The sequence below is a fragment of the Nitrobacter sp. TKz-YC01 genome, from assembly GCF_047824785.1.
In the GTDB taxonomy this organism is placed as follows: Bacteria; Pseudomonadota; Alphaproteobacteria; order Rhizobiales; family Xanthobacteraceae; genus Nitrobacter.
In genome coordinates, this window is the sequence record NZ_CP181167.1 from 95,968 (window position 1) to 118,006 (window position 22,039).

21 protein-coding genes, 1 tRNA gene and 5 pseudogenes are annotated in these 22,039 nt (G+C 62.2%); 16 read left to right on the plus strand and 11 right to left on the minus strand.

What is annotated here, in order from left to right:
* Nucleotides 1-5: 5 nt before the first annotated feature.
* On the minus strand, nt 6-2,270 hold the full coding sequence (locus ACMYR2_RS00425; RefSeq protein ID WP_347263746.1) for a PAS domain-containing hybrid sensor histidine kinase/response regulator: 2,265 nt from the start codon (nt 2,268-2,270) through the stop codon (nt 6-8).
* A gap of 182 nt (nt 2,271-2,452) precedes the next feature.
* Nucleotides 2,453-3,769, minus strand: a pseudogene (locus tag ACMYR2_RS00430) (YifB family Mg chelatase-like AAA ATPase); the annotation flags it as partial.
* A 166-nt stretch (nt 3,770-3,935) separates the two neighbouring features.
* On the opposite strand from ACMYR2_RS00430, the gene ACMYR2_RS00435 reads away from it, so the two are divergent.
* Nucleotides 3,936-5,207 carry a tyrosine-type recombinase/integrase gene (locus ACMYR2_RS00435; protein WP_416193470.1) on the plus strand — a complete coding sequence of 424 codons (1,272 nt, stop codon included), beginning with the start codon at nt 3,936-3,938 and terminating at the stop codon, nt 5,205-5,207.
* On the opposite strand, the gene ACMYR2_RS00440 is transcribed toward ACMYR2_RS00435, so the two are convergent.
* Nucleotides 5,204-5,566 (minus strand): Arc family DNA-binding protein, encoded by a 363-nt coding sequence (locus tag ACMYR2_RS00440; RefSeq protein ID WP_347264969.1) that lies wholly within the window; start codon nt 5,564-5,566, stop codon nt 5,204-5,206. The two genes, ACMYR2_RS00435 and ACMYR2_RS00440, sit on opposite strands and share 4 nt — an antisense overlap.
* Nucleotides 5,567-5,870: 304 nt before the next feature.
* On the opposite strand from ACMYR2_RS00440, the gene istA reads away from it, so the two are divergent.
* The 11 genes and pseudogenes from istA (at nt 5,871) to ACMYR2_RS00495 (ending at nt 12,375) form a co-directional block, all read left to right on the plus strand.
* Nucleotides 5,871-7,400 carry an IS21 family transposase gene (gene istA / locus ACMYR2_RS00445; protein WP_416193341.1) on the plus strand — a complete coding sequence of 510 codons (1,530 nt, stop codon included), beginning with the start codon at nt 5,871-5,873 and terminating at the stop codon, nt 7,398-7,400.
* On the plus strand, nt 7,390-8,184 hold the full coding sequence (gene istB / locus ACMYR2_RS00450; protein ID WP_416193037.1) for an IS21-like element helper ATPase IstB: 795 nt from the start codon (nt 7,390-7,392) through the stop codon (nt 8,182-8,184). The genes istA and istB overlap by 11 nt, the downstream gene beginning before the upstream one ends.
* Nucleotides 8,121-8,363: pseudogene (locus ACMYR2_RS00455) on the plus strand (VirB8/TrbF family protein); the annotation flags it as partial. The gene istB and the pseudogene ACMYR2_RS00455, both read left to right, overlap by 64 nt.
* Nucleotides 8,360-9,313 (plus strand): P-type conjugative transfer protein TrbG, encoded by a 954-nt coding sequence (gene trbG / locus ACMYR2_RS00460; RefSeq protein WP_416193471.1) that lies wholly within the window; start codon nt 8,360-8,362, stop codon nt 9,311-9,313. The pseudogene ACMYR2_RS00455 and the gene trbG, both read left to right, overlap by 4 nt.
* Entirely contained in the window at nt 9,310-10,470 is a 1,161-nt protein-coding gene (locus tag ACMYR2_RS00465; RefSeq protein WP_416193472.1) for a TrbI/VirB10 family protein, read from the plus strand. Before trbG ends, ACMYR2_RS00465 begins: the two co-directional genes overlap by 4 nt.
* A 2-nt stretch (nt 10,471-10,472) precedes the next feature.
* Nucleotides 10,473-10,691, plus strand: coding sequence for a DUF2274 domain-containing protein (locus ACMYR2_RS00470; RefSeq protein WP_416193473.1), 219 nt, complete (start codon nt 10,473-10,475; stop codon nt 10,689-10,691).
* A gap of 146 nt (nt 10,692-10,837) precedes the next feature.
* Entirely contained in the window at nt 10,838-11,155 is a 318-nt protein-coding gene (locus ACMYR2_RS00475; RefSeq protein WP_416193474.1) for a hypothetical protein, read from the plus strand.
* Nucleotides 11,152-11,505, plus strand: a complete 354-nt coding sequence (locus ACMYR2_RS00480; protein WP_416193475.1) for a toxin-antitoxin system TumE family protein — start codon at nt 11,152-11,154, stop codon at nt 11,503-11,505. The genes ACMYR2_RS00475 and ACMYR2_RS00480 overlap by 4 nt, the downstream gene beginning before the upstream one ends.
* Nucleotides 11,502-11,900, plus strand: coding sequence for a helix-turn-helix domain-containing protein (locus ACMYR2_RS00485; protein ID WP_416193476.1), 399 nt, complete (start codon nt 11,502-11,504; stop codon nt 11,898-11,900). The genes ACMYR2_RS00480 and ACMYR2_RS00485 overlap by 4 nt, the downstream gene beginning before the upstream one ends.
* Complete coding sequence (locus tag ACMYR2_RS00490; RefSeq protein WP_416193477.1) at nt 11,897-12,037, plus strand: hypothetical protein; 141 nt, start codon at nt 11,897-11,899, stop codon at nt 12,035-12,037. The genes ACMYR2_RS00485 and ACMYR2_RS00490 overlap by 4 nt, the downstream gene beginning before the upstream one ends.
* A gap of 14 nt (nt 12,038-12,051) precedes the next feature.
* Nucleotides 12,052-12,375 (plus strand): hypothetical protein, encoded by a 324-nt coding sequence (locus ACMYR2_RS00495; protein ID WP_416193478.1) that lies wholly within the window; start codon nt 12,052-12,054, stop codon nt 12,373-12,375.
* Here ACMYR2_RS00495 and ACMYR2_RS00500 read toward each other — a convergent pair.
* A tRNA-Arg gene (locus tag ACMYR2_RS00500) sits at nt 12,346-12,422 on the minus strand. The two genes, ACMYR2_RS00495 and ACMYR2_RS00500, sit on opposite strands and share 30 nt — an antisense overlap.
* Before the next feature lie 149 nt (nt 12,423-12,571).
* Nucleotides 12,572-12,694: pseudogene (locus tag ACMYR2_RS00505) on the minus strand (pyridoxamine 5'-phosphate oxidase family protein); the annotation flags it as partial.
* A 158-nt stretch (nt 12,695-12,852) separates the two neighbouring features.
* Between ACMYR2_RS00505 and ACMYR2_RS00510 the strand changes: the two are divergent.
* From ACMYR2_RS00510 to ACMYR2_RS00520, 3 genes and pseudogenes are all read left to right on the plus strand, one after another.
* Nucleotides 12,853-13,424 (plus strand): annotated as a pseudogene (locus ACMYR2_RS00510) (IS630 transposase-related protein); the annotation flags it as partial.
* A 417-nt stretch (nt 13,425-13,841) separates the two neighbouring features.
* Entirely contained in the window at nt 13,842-14,111 is a 270-nt protein-coding gene (locus ACMYR2_RS00515; RefSeq protein WP_416193479.1) for an XRE family transcriptional regulator, read from the plus strand.
* Entirely contained in the window at nt 14,104-15,351 is a 1,248-nt protein-coding gene (locus ACMYR2_RS00520; RefSeq protein ID WP_347264027.1) for a HipA domain-containing protein, read from the plus strand. The genes ACMYR2_RS00515 and ACMYR2_RS00520 overlap by 8 nt, the downstream gene beginning before the upstream one ends.
* A 291-nt stretch (nt 15,352-15,642) precedes the next feature.
* Here the strand turns inward: ACMYR2_RS00520 and ACMYR2_RS00525 are convergent, their stop codons facing one another.
* From ACMYR2_RS00525 to ACMYR2_RS00550, 6 genes and pseudogenes are all read right to left on the minus strand, one after another.
* Nucleotides 15,643-16,215, minus strand: a complete 573-nt coding sequence (locus tag ACMYR2_RS00525; RefSeq protein ID WP_347264028.1) for an NADPH-dependent FMN reductase — start codon at nt 16,213-16,215, stop codon at nt 15,643-15,645.
* Between the two features lie 179 nt (nt 16,216-16,394).
* On the minus strand, nt 16,395-17,966 hold the full coding sequence (locus ACMYR2_RS00530) for an FAD-dependent oxidoreductase (RefSeq protein ID WP_347264029.1): 1,572 nt from the start codon (nt 17,964-17,966) through the stop codon (nt 16,395-16,397).
* A 14-nt stretch (nt 17,967-17,980) separates the two neighbouring features.
* Nucleotides 17,981-18,670, minus strand: a complete 690-nt coding sequence (locus ACMYR2_RS00535; protein ID WP_347264030.1) for a hypothetical protein — start codon at nt 18,668-18,670, stop codon at nt 17,981-17,983.
* Nucleotides 18,671-18,680: 10 nt separating this feature from the next.
* On the minus strand, nt 18,681-19,031 hold the full coding sequence (locus ACMYR2_RS00540; RefSeq protein WP_347264031.1) for a cytochrome c: 351 nt from the start codon (nt 19,029-19,031) through the stop codon (nt 18,681-18,683).
* A 42-nt stretch (nt 19,032-19,073) separates the two neighbouring features.
* A complete protein-coding gene (locus ACMYR2_RS00545) occupies nt 19,074-20,546 on the minus strand; it encodes an aldehyde dehydrogenase family protein (RefSeq protein ID WP_347264032.1) in 1,473 nt (490 codons plus the stop codon).
* Nucleotides 20,547-20,790: 244 nt separating this feature from the next.
* A pseudogene (locus ACMYR2_RS00550) lies at nt 20,791-21,051 on the minus strand (glutathione S-transferase family protein); the annotation flags it as partial.
* A 44-nt stretch (nt 21,052-21,095) separates the two neighbouring features.
* Between ACMYR2_RS00550 and ACMYR2_RS00555 the strand changes: the two are divergent.
* A complete protein-coding gene (locus tag ACMYR2_RS00555) occupies nt 21,096-22,007 on the plus strand; it encodes a LysR family transcriptional regulator (RefSeq protein WP_416193480.1) in 912 nt (303 codons plus the stop codon).
* Nucleotides 22,008-22,039 lie beyond the last annotated feature (32 nt).

The window sequence follows — 22,039 nt, forward strand, 5'->3', positions numbered from 1 at the left end:
TCATCTCAGGCCGGGACATGCCTGGCGGCCGTCAATCCCGCAAGCGCGTCGGCCAACCTCTCGCGATCGAGCGGCTTGACGAGAAAGCCATCCATGCCCGCCTCGAGGCAGGCATGACGATCGTCGATCAGCGCGTTGGCGGTCAGCGCAAGGATGGTCGTGCGGCTGCGGGACAGGGCGGCTTCCCGCTTGCGAATTTTCCTGGTGGCTTCGATGCCATCGAGATTCGGCATCTGGACGTCCATCAGAACGAGATCGTAGGGCGCGCCCGCAACAAGCGCCGCGTCCCACGATTTGAGCGCCTCCTCTCCGTTTGTGGCCACGGTCACGGCATGTCCGAGACGGGTCAGGAGCGAGCGCGTTAATAGCGCGTTGATCTCGTTGTCCTCGGCGATGAGAATCGAAAGGCCGGGTGCGGAGGTCGTGGCAGGTGTCCTGGATGTCTCAGGCCTGTCGGAAACAGGCTGGCCGCCGGCGGTGCAAAGCGAGGTCGGATCGTCGGCCGGCGCGGACAATCGCGCGGCGATCGACGCGGTTCGCAAAGGCTTGACGAGATAGCCCGTAAAGGCGGCGGCGCCGGCGGCCTGAAGGTCGTGCCTTGTCGATGGCGTGACCATGACGATCCGCCGCTTCGCATGCTGGCGGGCCGCGTGACCGAACCGCCAGATCTCATCGCCGCCCATCGCATGGTCGACAACAACGGCGTGCCACGCGCGCTCCGGAAGCAGGGCGCGAGCCGCCGCGAGGTCCGATGTGGTGCAGGTCTCGGCTCCCCATCGCTCCAGGCGCCGGGCGAGCAGTGATGTCCCGATGGTCCGGGGCGCCACCAGCATGACCGGGCGTCCTGTCAGATCCGGGGCGACGAAGCGTTTGCGCTCCTGCGTGCTATCGTGAGCAGGAAGAGGGAGTGAAACTTCGAATGTCGAACCGGCGTCCAGTTTACTCCGCAGCGTGATGCGTCCGCCCATCCGTTTGACGATGCGATCGCTGATGCTCAACCCCAGCCCCGATCCGCCGTAGCTCCGCGCGATCTGGTCGTCGGCCTGCTCGAAATCACGGAAAATCCGGGCTTGCGCATCCGGCGCGATGCCAATTCCCGTGTCACGGACCAAGAAGCAGATGTCATCCTGCCGGATGCCGGGGACGACGATCAGCGCAACGCCGCCGGACGGGGTAAATTTGATGGCGTTGCCTGCGAGATTGAGCAGCACCTGACGCAAGCGGGCGGCGTCTCCGGTCACTTCGGCTGGCAGCGTTTCATCGACATAGGAGGCGATTTCGAGCTGTCTGGCCTGAGCGCGCGGCGCCAGCAGTTCGGTGATGTCCTCGATCAGGTCGGACAGAACGAAGGGGCGGCATTCGAGGTCGATCTTTCCGGCCTCGATCCTGGAATGATCGAGCAGGTCCTCGATCAGCGATAACAAGGCATCGCCGGATGCCTTCACCGCCTTGACATAGGTCGTTTGTTCGGGCGTGAGCGAGGTTTCCAGCAGCAACCCGCTCATGCCGATGATGCCGTTGAGCGGGGTGCGAAACTCGTGCGACGTCATCGCGAGGAAACGCGATTTAGCCTGGCTCGCCGCATCCGCGTGATCCCGCGCTTCGCCGAGCGCGCGCTCGGTTTCGGTTCGCTCGGTGACATCGCGGCCGACGCATTGCAGCTCCGCCGGATGGTTGGCGTCGATCCGCATCAAGGCTTCGCGCCATGCGATCCAGCGCGGACCCTGTGCAGTTTCGACACGCTGGTCGTAAATGCGCGTGCCGTTCGATTCGATCACGCTCTCGCCTTGCTCGAGAACGGCAAGCGCGAACCGGCTGCCAAGCAGTTCCGTTCGCGATCGCCGGGCCAGGATGCAATAGGCCTCGTTCACCGAGGTGATGACGCCGCTTCCGTCGCGCAGCACGATCAGATCGCTCTGGGATTCGAAAAGACAGCGCGCGCGCTCTTCCGCTTCCTTCAGCTCCCAGTTGCGGTCAGCGAGCGCTTCATTATGGAGGGCAATCTTGTGCATCTTCTTGCGCATCCGGCGCAAACGCATGCTCAGGACAGCCAGCGCGACACAGGCGAGCGCGAACAGGAAGCTGATGCCGATTGCGAAGGCGTGAGGGTCGTAGTCGGCGCTTCGGCTTCCGGCAATAAAGCCATAGGCGCCGCCGAACGCGATCGAGAAAGTCATGAAGGTGCGAAAGGCGGCGTGGAGCCGGGGATGCCGCCGGATCAGCCTGCGCGCGCGCAGGCGTGCCTTCGTCCAGAATAATCGCGCGGTCATCGATCTCTCCGCACATCCTTGCAACGTCCGGTGGAGGCGGGGTGCCGCCAACGAAAGCGCGCGGTAGATGCACGCTCTCAGCATGACGGCATGGCGTTGCGAAGTGCTTGAGAGCCGGGCCGGAAAGCGGCCGGATGAGAACACGGTAAACGAGGTGTTACCGAGACATCAACGCCATGATGTCATGCGGCGCGTTTGATATCGTCGGCGAGCGCGCGATAGGACAGGGCTTCGGCGAAGTGCAGCCGGCCGATCCTGTCAGCGCCATCGAGGTCCGCGAGCGTGCGGGCGACCCGCAACACCCTGTGATAGCCGCGCGCCGACAATCGCATGCTTTCCGCTGCGTCATGGAGCAGCTTCAGCCCTTGCGCATCCGGCTGCGCGATGGCTTCCAGCGCGGCCGCCGGAGCTTCGGCGTTGGTCCGGACATTCGACAGTCCAAGCGCGGCATAGCGCGCCGTCTGAATGTCGCGTGCTACGGCGACACGCGCGCCGACGTCCGCCGAGCCTTCCGACGAAGGCGGCAGAATGAGATCGGAGGCGGTCACGGCCGGCACTTCGATGCGCAGATCGATCTGGTCCAGCAGAGGTCCGGAGATGCGCATCTGATAATCAGCGGTGCATCGATCGATGCGGCCGCGCTTGCAGGCGTAGCCGGGCTCGAAGGCGTGGCCGCAGCGGCATGGATTCATCGCCGCCACCAGCATGAAGCGCGCGGGGTAGGTCACGCGATGATTGGCGCGGGACACCGCGATCTCGCCGTTTTCAAGCGGCTGCCGGAGCGAATCCAGTACGCGCGGGTCGAACTCCGGCAACTCGTCGAGAAACAGCACGCCGTTATGCGCCAGCGAGATTTCACCGGGCCTGGCGCGGGTGCCGCCGCCGGTCAGCGCGGCCATGCTGGCGGAATGATGCGGGGCGCGAAACGGACGCTGCGAGGTAAGCGCTCCGCCGTCAATTTCACCAGCCACGGACGCGATCATCGACAATTCCAGCAGTTCGGCCGGCGACAGCGGTGGGAGAATCGAAGGCAGGCGCGCCGCGAGCATTGATTTGCCGCTGCCGGGAGAGCCGACCATCAGCAGGTGATGTCCGCCGGCGGCCGCGATCTCTAGCGCGCGCTTGGCGCTCTCCTGCCCCTTGATGTCGCGAAGGTCGAGAGCGCTGCCCTGGGTTTCACGAATGCGGGGCTGCGGCCGGGACAGAACCTGGGTTCCCTTGAAATGATTTGCGATCTGAATGAGCGAGCTGGCGGCGATGATCTGGATGTCGGGGCTCGCCCAGGCCGCTTCCGCGCCGCAGGCCGAGGGGCAAATCAGCCCCTCCTCGCGCGCATTGGCGCCGATCGCAGCGGGAAGAACCCCGGCCACGGCGGCGATCGAGCCGTCGAGGCCGAGTTCGCCCAGCACCGTGAACCCCGCCAATGCGTCCGAGGGAATGGCCCCGATCGCCGCCATCAGGCCGAGCGCAATCGGCAGATCGTAGTGACTGCCTTCCTTGAAAGCTGAAAGGCGATTTTCTCTGACTCTCTGAATTTTGCTGAAATTTGATATTCTGGATGTAATTCAGGTATTTAACTGCATCCGGCGCTTACCCGAAAATGCTTCTGTTTCCCCGCTGATGGTGAGTATATGGTGAGCTAAACCTTCAAGGCAGCCACTGCTGATGCCAAAACTCACCAAGACCGAAGTGGAGAAAGCGCCGCCGCGCGAGAAGCAATACACACTGTGGTGCAGCGAACTGCGCGGCTTCGGCGTTTATATCCATCCGACTGGCCGGCGGACCTATTTCGTCGATTACCGCACCGGTGATGGCGCGCGCCGGCGGATGACGATAGGCCGGCACGGCGCCATCACGACCGACCAGGCCCGCAAGCTCGCCATCGAAACGATGGGGGGCATCGTCCTGCAAAAAGGAGACCCGCTGCTCGAACGCAAGACACGCCGCAGCTCGCTGACGATCGCCGAACTCTGCGATCAGTACGTGGCGGCCGTAGAGCGCGGCTTGATCATCGGCAGGGCCGGGCAGCCCAAGCGGTCTACTACGCTGAGCACCGACCGGGGCCGCATCGTGCGGCACATCAAACCGCTGCTTGGGAAAAGGCTGGTAATCGATCTCGACCGATCCGAGGTCATACGTTTCATGCGTGACGTGCATTCCGGCAAGACGGCAGTTCGCAACCGTTCCGGCAAAAACGGCGCGCGCGTCATGGTCACTGGCGGACCCGGCACGGCCGCGAGAACGACCGGCCTGCTCGGTGGCATTCTCACCTATGCGGTAGACGAAGGAATCATCGAGAACAATCCGGCGCGCGGCGTCAAAAGGCCGGCCGATCGTCAACGCGACCGTCGTCTTACCCGCGATGAATACCGCAGGCTTGGCGAAGCGTTGACCGGAGAGCTTGCCGAACTTGATGCGCGACAGGCGGTCACCGGCGTGTGGCTGCTCGCTCTGACGGGCTGCCGGCTTGGTGAGATCGTTATGCTGCGGTGGAGCGAAGTGGATGCTGCGAGCGGATGCCTGCGATTGACCGACAGCAAGACCGGACCGTCAACACGCCCGGCCGGACATGCGGCGTTTGACATCCTGAACGACGCGCTGCGTGTGGACGGCAACCCTTATGTGCTGCCAGCCATGCGGAGCGCGCTCTACTACCGAGGGCTTGCCGGATACATCACGCGGTTGATGAAGCGAGCCGAGCTCGAAGGTGTCACGGCACATACCCTGCGACATTCATTTGCATCTGTTGCGGGTGATCTCGGTTATTCCGATAGCACCATCGGTGCGGTGCTGGGACATTCGAGCAGCACTATGACAAGCCGTTATGTGCATCGTCTGGATACGGTGCTGGTCGCTGCTGCAAACAAAATTGCCGGCGAGGTGTGGCGGCAGATGACGGGCGAGAGCGGGAAGGTGGTGAATATTAGGGGTGGTTAGGGCTTCTTAATGAACCCGCTCTTCATCAATGTGCCGTAGGAAATCCGAGGCTGGCCGTCGTTTTGGTCGAACCACACACTCATGTCGGGCCTATGCTGTTTCAAGTAAGCTTCTGCTTCCTTGATTAGCCGGTCTCTTTTGGCTGGGTTCTTAAACGAACCAACGATTGGCGCGATGTAGACCTCGGTAAACCTATCGAGCGAGAATGGCTCGGGCGACGGAAATTTTTCTTCCAGTGTCGCAACGATCTCGGCATTCATCGACCGGTTATTATTTGCAGCGGCAGCCTCAATGCGATCCTTTAGATCAGCCGGGAGCCTCAGCTTGAACTGAGGGTCTGTCTGTTTCGGCGTCGCCATTTCTATCCCCATATTTACCGGATATTGCTTTATGGACCAAAAAGGTCCTTGACGCCACACGGACCTATCTGGTACCTACGGACCTATTAGGTTCATAGTTAACGGGTTCTGCGATGCAGCAGCAATTGAAAATCCGCATACCCCCCGACGCCAAAGCCTTCATTGAGGCTCAAGCCCGGGAGAACTCCAGTTTGTTGATTTCCACTGAGAGTTGACCCGGGAAGCTGAGGTTTTTCCATCGAGATTTGACCCATGTTGGAACCTTTTCCCCGCGATGAGAGCGGGAGAGAACGGAGTGATCAGCATGGAGTTATTGAGCGTCATCCGGCGCTGGCGCCATCGGGACCATTTCTCGATCCGGGAGATCTCGCGGCGCACAGGTCTGTCGAGGAACACGGTCCGCAAGTATCTGCGCGCGGACAGCGTGGAGCCCCGGTTCAACGTCCCCGAGCGCGCAAGCAAGCTCGATCCTTACGCCGACAAGCTATCCCACATGCTCCGGCTGGAGGCGGGCAGATCCCGCAAGCAGAAGCGGACGATCCGGCAGTTGCACGCCGATCTGGTCGCGCTCGGGTATGAAGGCTCCTACAACCGCGTGGCGGCGTTCGCACGCGAGTGGAAGGCCGCCCGGCAGAGGGAGCAGCAGACCAGCAGTCGCGGCGCCTACGTGCCCCTGGCGTTCCAGCCAGGCGAGGCCTTCCAGTTCGACTGGTCGGAGGACTGGGCGATCATCGGCGGTGAGCGGACCAAGCTGCAGGTCGCCCACTTCAAGCTCTCCTGCAGCCGCGCCTTCATCCTGCGGGCCTATCCGCAGCAAACCCACGAGATGCTGTTCGACGCCCACAACCATGCCTTCCGGGTCTTCGGCGGCGTTCCGCAGCGGGGCATCTACGACAACATGCGCACCGCCGTCGACAAGGTCGGTCGGGGCAAGCAGCGCCAGGTCAACGCCCGCTTCTCGGCGATGGTCAGCCACTTCATGTTCGAGGCCGAGTTCTGCAATCCCGCATCAGGCTGGGAGAAAGGCCAGATCGAGAAGAACGTTCAGGACGCCAGGCATCGGCTCTGGCAGCCCATGCCGAACTTTGCATCGTTGGCGGCGCTCAACGACTGGCTTGAGAGACGATGCCGGGAGCTCTGGACCGAGATTCCGCATGGCGTCCGGCCCGGCTCCATCGCCGACGCATGGGCTGAAGAAGCCCCGCGCCTGATGGAGATGACCCGGCCCTTCGACGGCTTCGTCGAATACGTCAAGCGCGTCTCGCCGACCTGCCTCGTTCATCTGGAACGCAATCGCTACAGCGCGCCAGCTTCCTTCGCCAACCGGCCCGTCAGCCTGCGCGTCTATCCCGAGCGGATCGCCGTCGTCGCAGAGGGGCGGGTCATCTGCGAGCATCGACGCGTCTTCGCCCGCTCCCATAACCGTCAGAGCACGACGGTCTACGACTGGCGGCATTACCTCGCCGTCCTGCAGCGCAAGCCGGGAGCCCTGCGCAACGGCGCCCCCTTCGCCGAACTGCCGCCTGCGTTCCGCTCCCTGCAACAGCGCCTGCTCAAGACGCCCGGCGGCGATCGGGAGATGGTCGAGATCCTGGCCCTGGTCCTGCAGCATGACGAGCAGGCCGTGCTCGCCGCCGTCGAACTGGCCATCGAGGCGGGCGCGCCCACCAAGACCCATATCCTGAACCTGCTGCACCGCCTGGTGGACGGCAAACCGCTCGACCCGCCTGCCGTTCCGGCGCCCAAGGCCCTGACGCTGACGAGCGAGCCGCAGGCCGACGTCGAGCGATATGACGCCCTGCGTCAGACTGGGGAGGCGCGCCATGCGTCATAATCCCGCCAGCGGCGCCGTCGTCATCATGTTGCGCAGCCTCAAGATGCACGGCATGGCCCAGGCCGTCGCCGAGCTGACCGAGCAAGGCTCTCCCGCCTTCGAGGCGGCGCTGCCGGTCCTGTTGCAACTCCTCAAGGCGGAGACGGCTGACAGGGAGGTTCGCTCAACGGCTTACCAGCTCAAGGCGGCGCGCTTCCCAACCTACCGCGACCTGACCGGCTTCGACTTCGCCAGCAGCGAGGTCAACGAGGCGCTCGTGCGCCAGCTGCATCGCTGCGAGTTCCTCGAAGACGCTCACAACGTCGTCCTCGTGGGCGGCCCCGGTACAGGCAAGACGCATATCGCCACCGCGCTCGGCGTGCAGGCCATTGAGCATCATCGTAAGCGCGTCCGGTTCTTCTCCACCATCGAGCTCGTCAACGCCCTCGAACAGGAGAAGCTTCAGGGCAAGGCCGGGCAGATCGCAGCGCGCCTCTGCCACTCCGATCTCGTCATCCTGGACGAACTCGGCTACCTGCCGTTCAGCGCCTCGGGCGGCGCCTTGCTCTTCCACCTGCTGAGCAAGCTCTACGAGCGGACGAGCGTGGTCATCACGACCAATCTGAGCTTCGGCGAATGGGCCAGCGTCTTCGGCGACGCCAAGATGACCGCCGCTCTCCTCGACCGGCTCACCCACCGATGCCACATCGTCGAGACAGGAAACGACAGCTTCCGCTTCAAGACCAGTTCCGCGAAACCGCCAAAACCCGCAAAGGAGAAAGCGCGCAACTTGACGACAACCTGACCCAGAACACATCATCAAGGCGGGTCACTTCTCGGTGGAAATCCCGGGTCAACTCTCAGTGGAAATCAACAATCCTGACCATCGTGATCCAGCCGCCGCGCGATGCCGACCGGCTCAAATCCAATCCGCTTGGAATCTACGTGAATGCGATTTCGTGGTCGCGGGAGATGGGCCAATGAGCAAGGCTTTCCGCAAACCCGCATTCGCCGCCGTCATCCTGTCGGCGACCGCGCTGGCCGGCTGCGCAACCTACAAGCCGCCGCAAATCAGCTACGACGCCAACGTGCCGCCGTTGCCGGCGATCCCCGCGGCCGTCACCGACGACCGGCCGCGGCCGCTGCATATCCCGCCCGCCTGGACCGTCGCGCGTGGCGGCCAGACCGCCAGCACGGCGACGGGCCGTGTCGAGAGCGCCAACGCCGCCGCCCGCGTGCAGCCACGCCGCGAAGGCTACTACAACGCCATCCAGATTTATCCGTGGTCGGAAGGCGCGCTCTATCAGGTCTATGCCGCGCCCGGCCAGATCACCGACATTGCGCTTGAACCGGGCGAGAGCCTGACCGGCGCGGGGCCGATTGCGGCCGGCGACACCGCACGATGGGTCATCGGCGACACCGAGAGCGGCAGCGGCACGACCCGCCGCGTCCATATCCTTGTGAAGCCGACCCGGCCGGACCTCACGACCAATCTTGTCGTGACCACAGACCGCCGCACCTACATGCTCGAGCTGCGATCCGGGCAGAAGCCCTATATGCCCGCCGTGGCCTGGGCCTATCCGCAGCCGCCAGCCGGACAGCGGCAGGCCGTGCCGGCAGCGCCCGTCATTCCGACCGTCGCCGCGCGCAACTATCGCTATGGCCTGACCGGCGACAATCCGCCGTGGAAGCCCATCGCCGTCTATGACGATGGCAGGCGAGTCTATGTCGAGTTTCCGGCCGGCATCGTCCAGGGCGAAATGCCGCCGATGTTCGTCATCGGCCCGGATGGCGAAGCGCAGATCGCCAACAGCCGCATCTATCGAAACATCCTGATCGTGGACCGCCTGTTCGGCGCGGCCGAGCTGCGCCTTGGCGGTGGCAAGAGCCAGCAGACCGTCAGGATTGTCCGCACGGACGGGAGGCCATCATGAGCGAGAATGAAACGAACGCCGCACCGATGCGGCTTCGCGCGGAAGCCCCGCGCGTCACCCGTCTGTCGCGCAAGATGATCGCCAGCGTCGGCGCTGTCGCGCTCGTCGGAATCGGCGGCGTATTGATCTACGCGCTCCAGACCCGCGACGGCGGCAAGGGCGGCGAAGAACTTTATTCAACCAGCAACCGGCAAACCGCCGATGGGCTTGCCGGATTGCCGAAGGACTATACCGGCCCGATCCTGGGGCCGCCGCTGCCGGGCGACCTTGGCCGCCCGATCCTCGACGCGCAGAACAGGGGCCAGCCTGTCGTGCCGCCGACAATCACCACGCCGGCCGTGGATCGAGCCGAGGAACGCAGGCTCGCCGAGGAAGAAGCCGCGCGCACCAGCCGCGTGTTCTTCCAGACCGAGGCGCGCACAGGCAGCCCGGCCGCGATGCCGGGCGGCGCGACCACACCAGGGCTTCCCGGCCTCGACCTTACCGGCCTGACAGGGCAGCCCGGCCAGCAGACCGCGCAGGACAAGCAGCTTGCTTTCCTCAATGCACCCGTCGATCGCCGCACCACATCGACGGATCGCGTCATGGCTCCGGCATCGCCCTTCGTGCTCCAGGCTGGGGCCGTGATCCCGGCCGCGCTCATCACCGGCATCCGTTCCGATCTTCCGGGGCAGATCACCGCCCAGGTGACGGAGCCGATCTATGACAGCCCGACCGGCCGCATCCTGCTCGTGCCGCAGGGGACGCGGATTATCGGCCAGTATGACAACGCCGTGCAGTTCGGCCAGCGCCGCGTGCTGCTCGTCTGGAATCGCCTCATCATGCCGAACGGCCGCTCTATCGTGCTGGAGCGGCAACCCGGCGCGGACAGCCAGGGCTATGCAGGGCTTGAGGATGGCGTCGATTATCATTGGTGGGATTTGGCGAAGGCCGCCGGCCTCTCGACGCTGCTTTCGGTCGGAGCCGAACTTGCCGTTGACGACGACGACCGACTGTTGCGCGCCATCCGTAACGGGGGCCAGGACACCATCAACGACGCCGGCCAGCAGATCATCCGCCGCCAGCTCAACGTCGCGCCGACACTGACCATTCGGCCGGGCTTTCCCGTCCGCGTCATCGTCACCCGCGATCTTGTGCTCGAACCCTACAGGAGTTGACCATGACCAAGCTGAAACTCGGCGCGCTCGCCGACGACAAGCCCGTCAAGGTGTCGCGGGAGTTGCCCGCAACGCTCTTTCGCGATTTGCAGCTTTACGGGCGCTTGCTGGCAGAGGCGGGACAGCCGCCAATCGAACCGGAAAAGCTCATTGTGCCGATGCTGGAACGCTTCCTCGCGACGGATCGAGAGTTTCAGAAAGCCCGCCGCGCGGCCGGCTGACCCGCTGGCGGCACCCGACAGCAGGGGTGCCGCCAGCACCACAGCGCGAATGCGGCACGCTACAGGCCGCCGACACCCCTCCATGCTTCGCCTAATTCCGAGGCTTCCACCCGCCCGGAATCCCACAGCGAACCACGGAGGATTCCATGCGCGCAAAGCATCACCGCACCATGAGGGGCCGCCCGCGACAGCCCGCCCCGAAGACGCTCCCCGATGATCTTTTTGATTACGAAGACGGTCCTGATCCAGCGAGCCGGACGCGGCGCGACGACACGCCGCTTCTCGGCCCGGATGGACAGAGGATGCGCGTCACCGACGATTGGCCCGACTACGTTCCCATCACAGAGGCCGAAATCCAGGTGTTCGAGCGTTGGTTCGGGGATGTGTTCGACGAGTTGCTAAGTCCGAAAAGATCACAAGAGGGCTTGCTTATCTTATCAGAAATTGATAAGAATAAGCCATGAGCGAGGATCGTGATCCGAACCTCGACACGCTTCTGGACCTCGACGGCCAGGTCCTCGTTGTCGATCCCGAAGGCGGCCATTGGGTGAAATTCGTTGTCACCCGCGTTCCGGCATCGCCGGAGAAGCCGCACGGCCTCGATTACTCGCTCACGCTTCATGGGCCTTCGGGCGAACGGCTGGTTGGCTTCGACAACGCCCATCCGGTCGGCCGAGGCAGGCGCGGCGAACCGCTGGACCATCGGCATCGTCTCCAGACCGTGAAGCCTTACGCCTACGAGGATGCGGCCACATTGCTGGCCGACTTCTGGCAGGCGGTGGACGCGGTGTTGAAGGAGCGAGGCGTGATATGACGACATTGAAAGTCGGGATTGCCGACTACGAAGAAATGAAAGCCCGCACGATGCGGATTGCCAAGGGCGAGGAAAGGCCCGCGCCGGGCGATCCGAAGGTGTGGTTCACCTCGACAGAATCCTTCGCCAAGGTGCTGTCGGCCGGGAACCGCGAATTGCTTCGCGTCATTGCCGAGAAGGCCCCGGCCTCGCTGGAGGAACTGTCCGAAATCACCGGCCGGGCCATATCCAACCTGTCGCGCACCATGAAGACGATGGAGAGCTACGGTCTGATCCGCTTGGAGAAGGGCCAGGGTCGTCGTCTCGCGCCCAAGGTCGTCCATGACCGTGTGGAATTGGCGTTGCCCCTGATCGACCGCGCCAAGCCGAAGAAGGCTATGGGAGGCCGCCCGTGAACATTCATACCCCTACCGTCACCACTACCCGCGCGGCGCTCTATCTTCGCGTCTCGACGGCCCGTCAGGCGGAGCATGACGTGTCGATTCCCGACCAGCGGAGGCAGGGCGAAGCCTATTGCGAGACGCGCGGCTAGCCGGACTCAAGGCTTTGCGGGATCAAGCCGCCGCCGACGCAGAGCGCACGCAGCTCGCGCTCGATAGCTCAGGCGATCAGGGCGTCAGCCCCGACATGCTCAAGGGGTTCGCCCGCAAGGCTCGTGAACGGATACGGCTGGATGATGGCGGCTATCGCCGCGACCACCTGCGCGCCCTGGCGCAGCGCGTCGAGGTTGCCGACGACGAGGTTCGCATCATGGGATCGAAGTCGGGATTGCTGCGAACGCTGGTCGCCGCTTCGAGCGTAGAAACGGCGGCGTTCGGCGTTCATAGTTCTGTACTGAAATGGCGCACCCGACACGATTCGAACGTGTGACCTTTGCCTTCGGAGGGCAACGCTCTATCCAGCTGAGCTACGGGTGCAAGGGTACCCCATTTAGCCGATTGAAGTGACGCCGGCAACGGCCAGCAGGCCGGTTCTGAGCTTAAAACGTTCTATTAGAGGTTGCGTGCCCCCTCAGACAAAGGTCACACGTTCGAATCGTGTCGGGTACGCCAAATGCCGCCGATTACGGAGAGCTTTCGATCAGCGCGCGATAGGACGGCGTGATCCGGTAGGCCACCTTGATCGTCGCCGCATCGCCGGGCTGGCCATAAATGGCCTCGAGCTGCTCGATCGTCTCGATGGCGGTCACCACAATTTCATCTCCTTGCGTCGGCGCTTTCCGCCGTGGATGGGCCCGGACGGGTTATCATCCTATACAGCTAGAGCGTATCCTGTGATTGATGAATCGATTGTGATGTGACGTCTGGGCTCTGTGCTGATTCGACATCCGCCTTGCAGGAGGTGAAGATGGGAAAGGCATTGAGCGGGGATCTTCGGTCGCGTGTCGTGAAGGCGTCGGACGAGGGCATGTCGGCGCGGCAGGCCGCGGCCCGGTTCGGGGTTGGGATATCGAGCGCGATCCGATGGATTGCGCGGGCAAAGATCGGCGAGTTGATGCCCCGCCCGCAAGGTCGTCGCCGTGCTTCCAGTCTCGATGTGCATGAAGCCTTCATCGTGGGGCTGATCGAGGAGCGCAAGGACATCACGCTGAACGAGATGGTGGAGCGGCTTGCCATCGAGCAGTCTATGAAAATCAGCCGAAGCGCCTTGAGCGCCTGGTTTCGCGGGCACGGCTGGACGTTCAAAAAAGGTCCGCACATGCACTGGAGCAGGACCGCCCCGACATTCTGAGGCGTCGGCAGGCCCGGTTCGAGGGTCAGCTCGATCTCGACCCGGCGAAGCTCGTCTTCATTGATGAGACCGGCCTCTCCACGAAGATGACGCGCCTGCGCGGACGAGCGCCGCTCGGTGGGCGTTGCCGGGCCGGCGTGCCGCATGGGCACTGGAAAACCACCACCTTCACCGGCGCGCTGCGGCTGGGGAGCAACTTTCAAAGGCCATGATGAGCAATCACCCATGCGTCTATGGGTCGACTTTAGTTCGTTGTTGATCGAAGGATGTGGACGAAAGGCTGGGGGACCAGGCTACCGTGGCTTAGGCGGGGTAGCGCGCCGGCGTCCCTGTCAGCTGCGTCACGGATCGTCACCAATTAACGTTCACTTTCTCAGTCACTATAGCATATTTAGGTAGCGTATGTGAACATTAAGTTCACAAAATCGAGTTGCCGCCTTATTTTAATGTTCATTTTCACGTACGATACTATCTGTAAAGTATGCATATGTGAACATTAGGAATGACAGATGCAGCCCGTTTCACCGCTGCCGATCCCCGCCCGCCGGGCCCTGCGCAAGCTGGGGCAGGACCTGCGCGACGCCCGTCGCCGACGGAGAATACCTATGGCGCTGCTGGCGGAGCGCGCCCGCATCAGCCGCACGACCCTGACGAAGGTCGAAAAGGGCGACGAATCCGTGGCTCTCGGTATCTATGCGGCGGTGCTGTACGCCCTCGGGCTTGTGGATCGCCTGGCTGTGCTTGCCGACGCAACCGAGGATGCGATAGGCCGCGCGATCGACGAACGTAGTCTGCCGAAACGCGTACGCCTGCCGCGCAGCGGCGCGGCCCGTAAAACTGAGGGCCAGCCAGCCGGCGGAGACAGGCATGACTGACCGCCAAGTCCATGTCTACGCCGATCTCAACGGTGCGACGCATGTCGTCGGCCAGCTCTATGCGCACCATAACAAGGGCAAGGAGACGGCGAGCTTTGAATACGAGGCCGCGTGGCTCGAAAACCCGCAGCGCTTCTCGCTCGAACCAGCGCTCAGTCTCGGCCTGGGGCAGTACGACACGCCCCGCAGCCTGCTCGGTGCGATCGGCGATTCCGCGCCGGATCGCTGGGGGCGGACTCTGATGAAGCGTGCCGAGGCCCACAGGGCCGGAGCGGAGAAGACGAAGCCCCGCACGCTGTACGAGGTCGACTATCTACTCCGTGTCAACGACGAGACGCGCCAGGGCGCTTTGCGCTTTGCAGACAAACCTGGTGGGCCGTTTCTGGCGCATGACGGCGCTCCTGTCCCCCCGCTCATTAACCTTCCCAAACTCCTCTCCGCGGCTGACGCGCTACTGGCTGACGCCGAAACAGCGGCAGAATTGAAGCTGCTGCTGGCTCCCGGCTCCTCACTCGGGGGTGCGCGCCCCAAGGCTTCTGTCCGCGAGAAGGACGGGCAACTCGCGATCGCCAAGTTTCCGAAGAAGGACGACGAGTACGCCGCCGTCGAATGGGAGTTCGTGGCGCTGGACCTCGCAAAGCGCGCCGGCATTAATGTCCCTGCTTTCAGGATAGAGAGGATCGTTGGTCGCGCCGTCCTTATCCTCGATCGCTTCGACCGCGCCAGCGGCACGCGCATCCCGTTCCTCTCCGCGATGAGCATGATCGGCGCCAGCGACAACGAATCCCACAGCTACCTCGAATTGATGGACGCGCTGCGCCAATACGGCGCCGCGCCAGCGACGGACGGTCCCGAACTCTGGCGCCGCATCGTGTTCAGCATCCTGATCTCCAACACTGACGACCATTTGCGCAATCACGGTTTTCTCTATGAGGGGCAGAAAGGCTGGCGCCTTTCGCCCGTCTACGATGTCAACCCGACGCCTGTGGAAGTCAAAGAGCGCGTCCTGACGACGGCGATTAGTGAGAATGACGGCATGGCGTCGCTCGATCTCGCCCTGTCGGTGGCAAGAGAATTCGGGCTGAAGGCAACGGAAGCCCGGCAGGTCGCCGCCGAGGTCGGCACCGCCGTCGCCACATGGCGTGCCGCTGCCAAGGCTGCCAACATCGGGAAAGCCGAGATCGACCGCATGGCCTCGGCCTTCGATCATGACGATCTGCAGCGGGCGCTGCCTAGCTGAATGCTCTGCACGTCAGCCGGCAAAGACCGGCAATCGGGCCCGGTCTCGCCGTGCTAAAGTCGAGCGCTTGAGACACCGCCGCATTCGGGACAATCCGCATCTGTAAGCCGCGCTGACAGCGACATGTATACTTGCATCATGGGATTGAAGTTGGAGCCTTTACGAACGTGGATATCAGGTGCGGCCTCATGAAGATTTTCGCAGAGCGGTCGCCGGCAGCGACCGCTGCCTGTTCAACCCACGCATCGATCATATCGGCCACGGTGTTTTCATCCATGAGGGCATAGGGGGCTAAGCGTCCTTCGGCAGCGCCGAACGCACTCTGGCGATGAAAACGTGGAACTCTGCCATGAAATTGCGGAGGAACGCGGCGGTTCCGTCATTGGTGACTTCGCCATCCTCACTGATCAAGCCCGGCTTAAACTGGATATAGGCTTCTGGCGCATTCATTTGCGGAGAGTTACAAAAACTGAGAACGCTCCGCAAATTTTGCTGAGCGACGGCGGTGCCGATGGAGCCTGGCGATGTGCCGATGACCGCCGACGGTTTCCGTGTGAAGGAATTGGTGCCATAGGGCCGGCTTGCCCAGTCAATCGCATTCTTTAGTCCGCCTGGTATCGAGCGATTGTATTCTGGCGTGACAAAAAGCACAGCATCGACGGCGGCGATGGCGTCCTTGAATGCCTTGGCAGCCGGAGGATAATCGGCGTCGTAATCATAACTATAGAGCGGCAGTTCCGCGAAGGAAATCTCCGACATCACAAGCTCTGGAGGGGCCATACGCACCAGAGCTCCGGCGAGTTTGCGGTTGATTGATTCTTTGGCAAGACTGCCGATGAGATAGCCGACCTTATGCATCGTCATGGCATACTCCTGCTGCAAAAAAATCCTGGTTATGGATTGTCATCTCGATTCTGCTGCAGGGGGAGGCTGGGCAGTTAGACAAGCCCCCCGCAAAGGTTTGCCGCGGGCCGTATCACTGCGACCTGTCGGTACAAGTGCATAATTCATAGGCGGCCCCGAACAGCAACACCGTGCGGAGGTCATGTCTTTTTATAAGTATCTAGGTCGATGCCCGAGCGACCCGGAGCCAGAATATTGTTCGGATCCAACGCGCGTTTGATGGCGTGTTCCACGTCCCGCTTGACCGAGCCGTAGCTCTGCGCGACACGCTGCTGGAAGCGAGTGTTCACGCGGTAAACCGCGTAGCCTTCCTTCTCGAACTCGTCCAACAACTCGTTGAAGCAGGCGTCGGCCCGCTTGGTTTCCTCCGCATCCGTGCGATCGAAAAGCATGTCGATAACGTGATGCATATCGCGCGGACCAACGATAAACTCGGCCACGTAATCCAGACCATGCTTGTGCAGGATGCGCTTGGCCAGCCGCGCCTGCTTCTCGCACTCGCTGCCGCGCGCTTCGCTGACCGGCGCGAACCACATGGAGCCACCACCGCCGCGCCAGTTATACAGGCCGAATTCCTGCAGGTTGGGCACACCACTCATCAGCTCGGCGCGGTATTTGAACGGCTGAGTATCGCCAGCCTCCGTCTGGGTAACAATGCGGCCCTTGCCGAGTTTCTTAAAGGCGTCGACGACGATCTTCCAGTCCGCGTCGACCTGTTCCTGTGTGCCGTACAGCGCGGCGTACAGATTCCAGGCACCCATGCCGGTGTCCTGCTGCATCTTCTTCAGGATAGGGTCGGGCGTATGGCCGGGCTCGGTGATGTATTGAGAGCGGCGCAGATGCGCGCTCCCGGCTTCCCACAGCACGTTGGCGATCACGACCGAATTTGGAATGGTTCCTGAAATGCGCAGCGGACGCAGGATATCAACGATCTGGACGATATCTTCCTCGTTGTCGAAGATCACTTCGAACGGCTTGTAGACCGGTGGCTTGGGCATCAACCAGAAGCCCATCTTGGTCGTGATGCCATAGTTGGCCTGGGTGAACATGCCGTCCAGGGTCGGACCAAAGCCCCACTTGAAAATCTGCCAGGTGTTGCTGCCCTTCACCCCGCCCATGCCGGTTCGGTAGATATCGCCGTTGGCCAGCACGACTTCCATACCACACTGCATCATGAAGTGTTCGCCGTAGGGGGTGTAACCCACGCCGCGATCCATGGTGTTGCCGAGCGGTCCGGCAATGGCCGAAGGCGCCGAGAACGACAGCATCAGCGGTAGCTTGTTCGTCTCGATGTAATCGTAGAGCTGCCCATAGGTCACGCCCGGCTCGACCAGTGCGTAGCACATCTCCGCATCGATCTTGATGATCTTGTTCATTTTTTTCAGGTCAAGGATGACCTGGCCGCGCTGGATCGGCGCGGCCGAGCCGTAGCCAAAGTTACGGCCGGTGGAAATGGTCCAGATAGGGATCTTGTGCTCGTTGCAGATTCGCACCACGCCCTGCACCTGCTCGACCGTGGTCGCCGTCAGAGCTGCCGATGCCGCATGGGCTGCATTCTCGACGGACATCATGACTTTGTTATAGGGCGCCAGCTGGTCGGCGTTGACCAGCACGTTCTCTCCACCCAGCAAGGCGCGGAATTTCTCGATGGCCTTGTTGAATTCTTTCCGAACCGCTCCTCTGGGCAGCACAGAGTTCTTTTGTTCAGCCATTCGGTCAGCCTCCTTCAGGCATCGATCGAAAAAGAAACGAAGCTGCCAGTGACCGGCGTGTTCGCAGCGGGAGCCAATGGAGCGGCCAACTTCGTGCGCGCGCCAATCGAAGCCAGCAAATAACCAGTGCTGCTCGCCCACTGAGCAGCCTGGCCGGCCTTGCGTGAGCGTCCGGTCAGCTGTCGCGGCGCCACGGGGCCGTTCTGGCGCTCCTCATTGAGCGTAAAAGCATCCCCACAAGCATGCAGGAGGCGGCTGAATTGCCGCGAGCAGCCTTCGGTCATATCCGTGCTGAGCACATGATGTCGGGTAAACCCGTCTTCGGCAGTATGCTGCCCAAGCCACTGCATACGTGCGCCGCCACTACGGGCCATGTCTATTATGAGAGTTGCTGAGGCATCATCCAGCAGACCAATCACCCGCATTGGCCGGCCGTGACGCAGGCGGCGCTCAAAATCGAGCATGAACCCCAGATCGCGGCCGACCTTCTGTACCCGCAATGGTGTTTTAGCAGCCGCCCTGACGCCAGACAGGAACATCGACTCAGCCCTGCCCTCGTTGACCAGCACCAGCATTGGCTTCGCAGTTGCATCATCGATCGGCGCTTCAGAACTAGCCGCCAGAGCGGGTATAAAACCGTCCACGGTCAGACCGATACTGCTCAGGGCCGCGCCTTTGAGCACAAACCGACGATTCACACTCATGTCGAGCTCCTCAAGGCTGAGTGGCCGGGGTTGGCAGAGTCGACAGATATTCAGTCACCTGAGCAATGGACTCGTCGTCTATATAGGAGGCTGGGAAGGCTGGCATGGCATTGAGGCCATTGCGTACAATCAACTTAATGTAGGCTTCGGGCAGGCCGCGACCCGTGATCACCGGCCCCACTCCTACTTGGGGGGCATGGCAAAGACCGCAAAGTTTATCATACAGATTCTTGCCGCTGCCCCACTGGCTATCAGCCATCGCCTGGATGGAAGCAGTCATTAGCGCAAACGGCACCACAGTTGCGAACAGCATCCGTTTCGCAACCCTGCCACGCAACCTGCCACTCAAGACATCAGACATTTTTGGTTCTCCAGTAGCAAGCAAACCGGCGAGTGCGATAGCTCAGAACGGATAGTGGCGCGGCGCATGCTGCACCGTGACCCACTGATCCGAAGTAAACTCCTCGATTGCCCAGTCACCATTGAACCGCCCCAAGCCGGAGTTTTTCTCTCCGCCAAAAGGAGCGTTCGCTTCGTCGTTCACCGGCATATCGTTGATATGTGTCATGCCCGCCCGCATTCGCTGTGCGAATTGCACCCCCCGCGAAGTATCTCTGGTGAACACGGCGCTGGATAGCCCGTATTCGCTGCTGTTGCACAGTTCCAGTGCATGTTCCGCATCGCGAGCGCTCTGAATACCGACCAGCGGACCGAAGATCTCCTCCCGGGCGATTTCCATATCGGCGGTCACGTTGCCGAATACATGGGGCGGCATGACGTTGCCTTGTGGTTCGCCGCCCACAAGCAACTGCGCCCCCTCTTGATGCGCCTTGCTTATCTTGTCCTTGAGGCCCGCGAGCTGTTTGGCGTTGATCACCGGACCCACAACGGTTTCCGGCATCCTCGGATCACCATAAGGCAGAGCCTTGACACGCGCGACGAAGCGCTGCGTGAACTCTTCCACCAGGGGCGCTTCAACGATGATGCGGTTGATGGCCATGCAGATCTGCCCCTGGTGCAGGAACTTGCCGACCACCGCAGCGTTCACCGCCGCCTCGACATCCGCATCAGCCAGCACCACGAAAGGACTGTTACCGCCTAGCTCCAAAGCCACGCGCTTGAGGTTGGCGCCGCCGCTGGCAAGACGGCCGATGTTGCGACCTACCGGCGTGGAGCCGGTAAAAGAGATGAAGGACGGCACCGGATGCTCGACGAACGCATCGCCAATCTCCGACCCGGCGCCGACCAGCACGCTCAGCACACCCTGCGGCAGCCCGGCTTCTTCGAAGATGCGCGCCAGCAACAGGCCGCCGGTGATCGGAGTATCACTGGCCGGCTTGATGACCACGGCGTTGCCCAGCGCCAGCGCCGGGGACACCGAACGGGCGCTCAGGTGCAACGGGAAGTTCCATGGACTGATCACCCCGACCACACCCAACGGCGCGCGATAGACGCGGCTTTCTTTGCCCGGCACATCCGAGGGCAGAATGCGACCGTGAGCGCGGCCCGGCAGGCCCGCGGACTCCAAGGTGATGGCGCGGGCGGAGGTCCACTCGACTTCGGCCTTGATGCGGGTGCTGCCGGATTCACGAATCAACCAGTCAAGAATTTCTTGCTTCCGCTCATCGAAGATGTCGACCGCCCGACGCATGATGTCGCCACGCGCGGTGGGGCCTATTGCAGCCCATTCAACCTGCACCGTTTGAGCTGCACGATAGGCCTGATCCAGATCCTCGCGACTGGCCATCGGCAAGCTCAACAAGTTTTCGCCTGTATACGGGTCGATGACATGCAGATCGCGTTCGGCACTTCCTGTGCGCCATTGCCCGGCGATCGGCTGCAATCCAAGGTTCTTATAGCGGGACTTGCCCTTCACGACAGACGTCCGTTTATTTTCGGGGCACAGTGGCCACTCCGACCTCGGAAAGAGGTAAAACGCATTGTTCCAGCTTCAATCTCAGTGGTCAAGTTCTGTGCGGCTTCGGATGAGCGTGAACCGCGGTTCACGGCAATGCTGCGATTGAGTATCACTTGTAGGTCATGTGCGGACTTAAGGGACATCCTTTCTCTCGAAGCCAATTTTTCTCTCGAAGCCAAGAGCAAGAAGCTGGAGGCTCAAGTCACAGCGCGTCGCGATCGTGAGAAGCCATGAAATCCGGAGCGGGACCGACCGGCACCACGCCGCTAGGATTGATGGTCTGATGGCTTTCGTAATAGTGGCGCTTGATATGCTCCATGTTCACAGTGCCGGCGATACCGGGAAACTGGAAGATCTCGCGCGTGAAGTTCCAGATATTGGGATAGTCGACGATCCGATGCCGGTTGCACTTGAAGTGGCCGTGATAGACCTCATCGAAGCGCACGAGCGTCGTGAACAGCCGGATAGCAGCGCGAAAGCGACGCTTGATCTTGGTCGGAGGAAACATTGGACAGGCTGGAGCCCGAGCGGATGTTTGTTGCGGTGATGGAGACCGGCAGCTTCACCGCCGCCGCCGAGCGGCTTGGTACAAGTTCGGGCCAGGCGTCGAAGCTGGTCACGCGGCTTGAAAATGAGCTCGGCGTTCGCCTTCTCAGCCGCACCACGCGCGCCGTGTCGCCGACCGAAGCGGGGCAAGTCTACTTCGAGCGGCTTCGACCGTTGCTCGAAGAGTTTGATAATCTGGACGCCGCAGTTCGGGATACGTCAGGCGCGCCGCGCGGGCGGTTGCGTCTAACGGCGCCGCTCACCTTCGGGACTGCGGAGATCGTGCCAGGACTGAACGAATTCGCATCGAAGTTCCCCGAGATCGAACTCGATGTCAGCTTTTCGGATCGCGTGGTGAACCTCGTCGACGAAGGCTTCGACATGGCCATCAGGGTTGGGCGGGCTGGCGATTCCAGCATGATCGCGCGCAAGCTTTGCGACGTGCGCATCGTCATCGTGGGATCGCACGCCTACCTGGCGCGTCGCGGAGAACCAGAAACGCCCAACGATCTCGCCCGCTTCGACTGCATCATCGACACGAATTTCAAGGAGCCGAATCGCTGGCCCCTCCGAGAGGCAGAGAACGCCCCGATCGACGTCGCAGTCGGCGGCCGCATTCGCTATTCCAATGCCGAAGCCTGCCTCATGGCGGCCGAGGCCGGGCTCGGGCTTGCCTGCGTGCCCAGCTTCATTGCGGGCGAGGCTCTGCGTGCGGGCCGGACACGACGCGTTCTGCAAGCGTTCGAAACCGAGCCCTATGCCGTGCATGCTCTTTATCCGCACAGCCGCCACCTCACCACGAAGGTCCGCGTCCTGGTCGATTTTCTGGTCGAACGCTATCGCGGAACGCCGCATTGGGAGAAGGGTTGGTAGGTTTCTTCCGTTCTGGATGTAATGAACTTCCA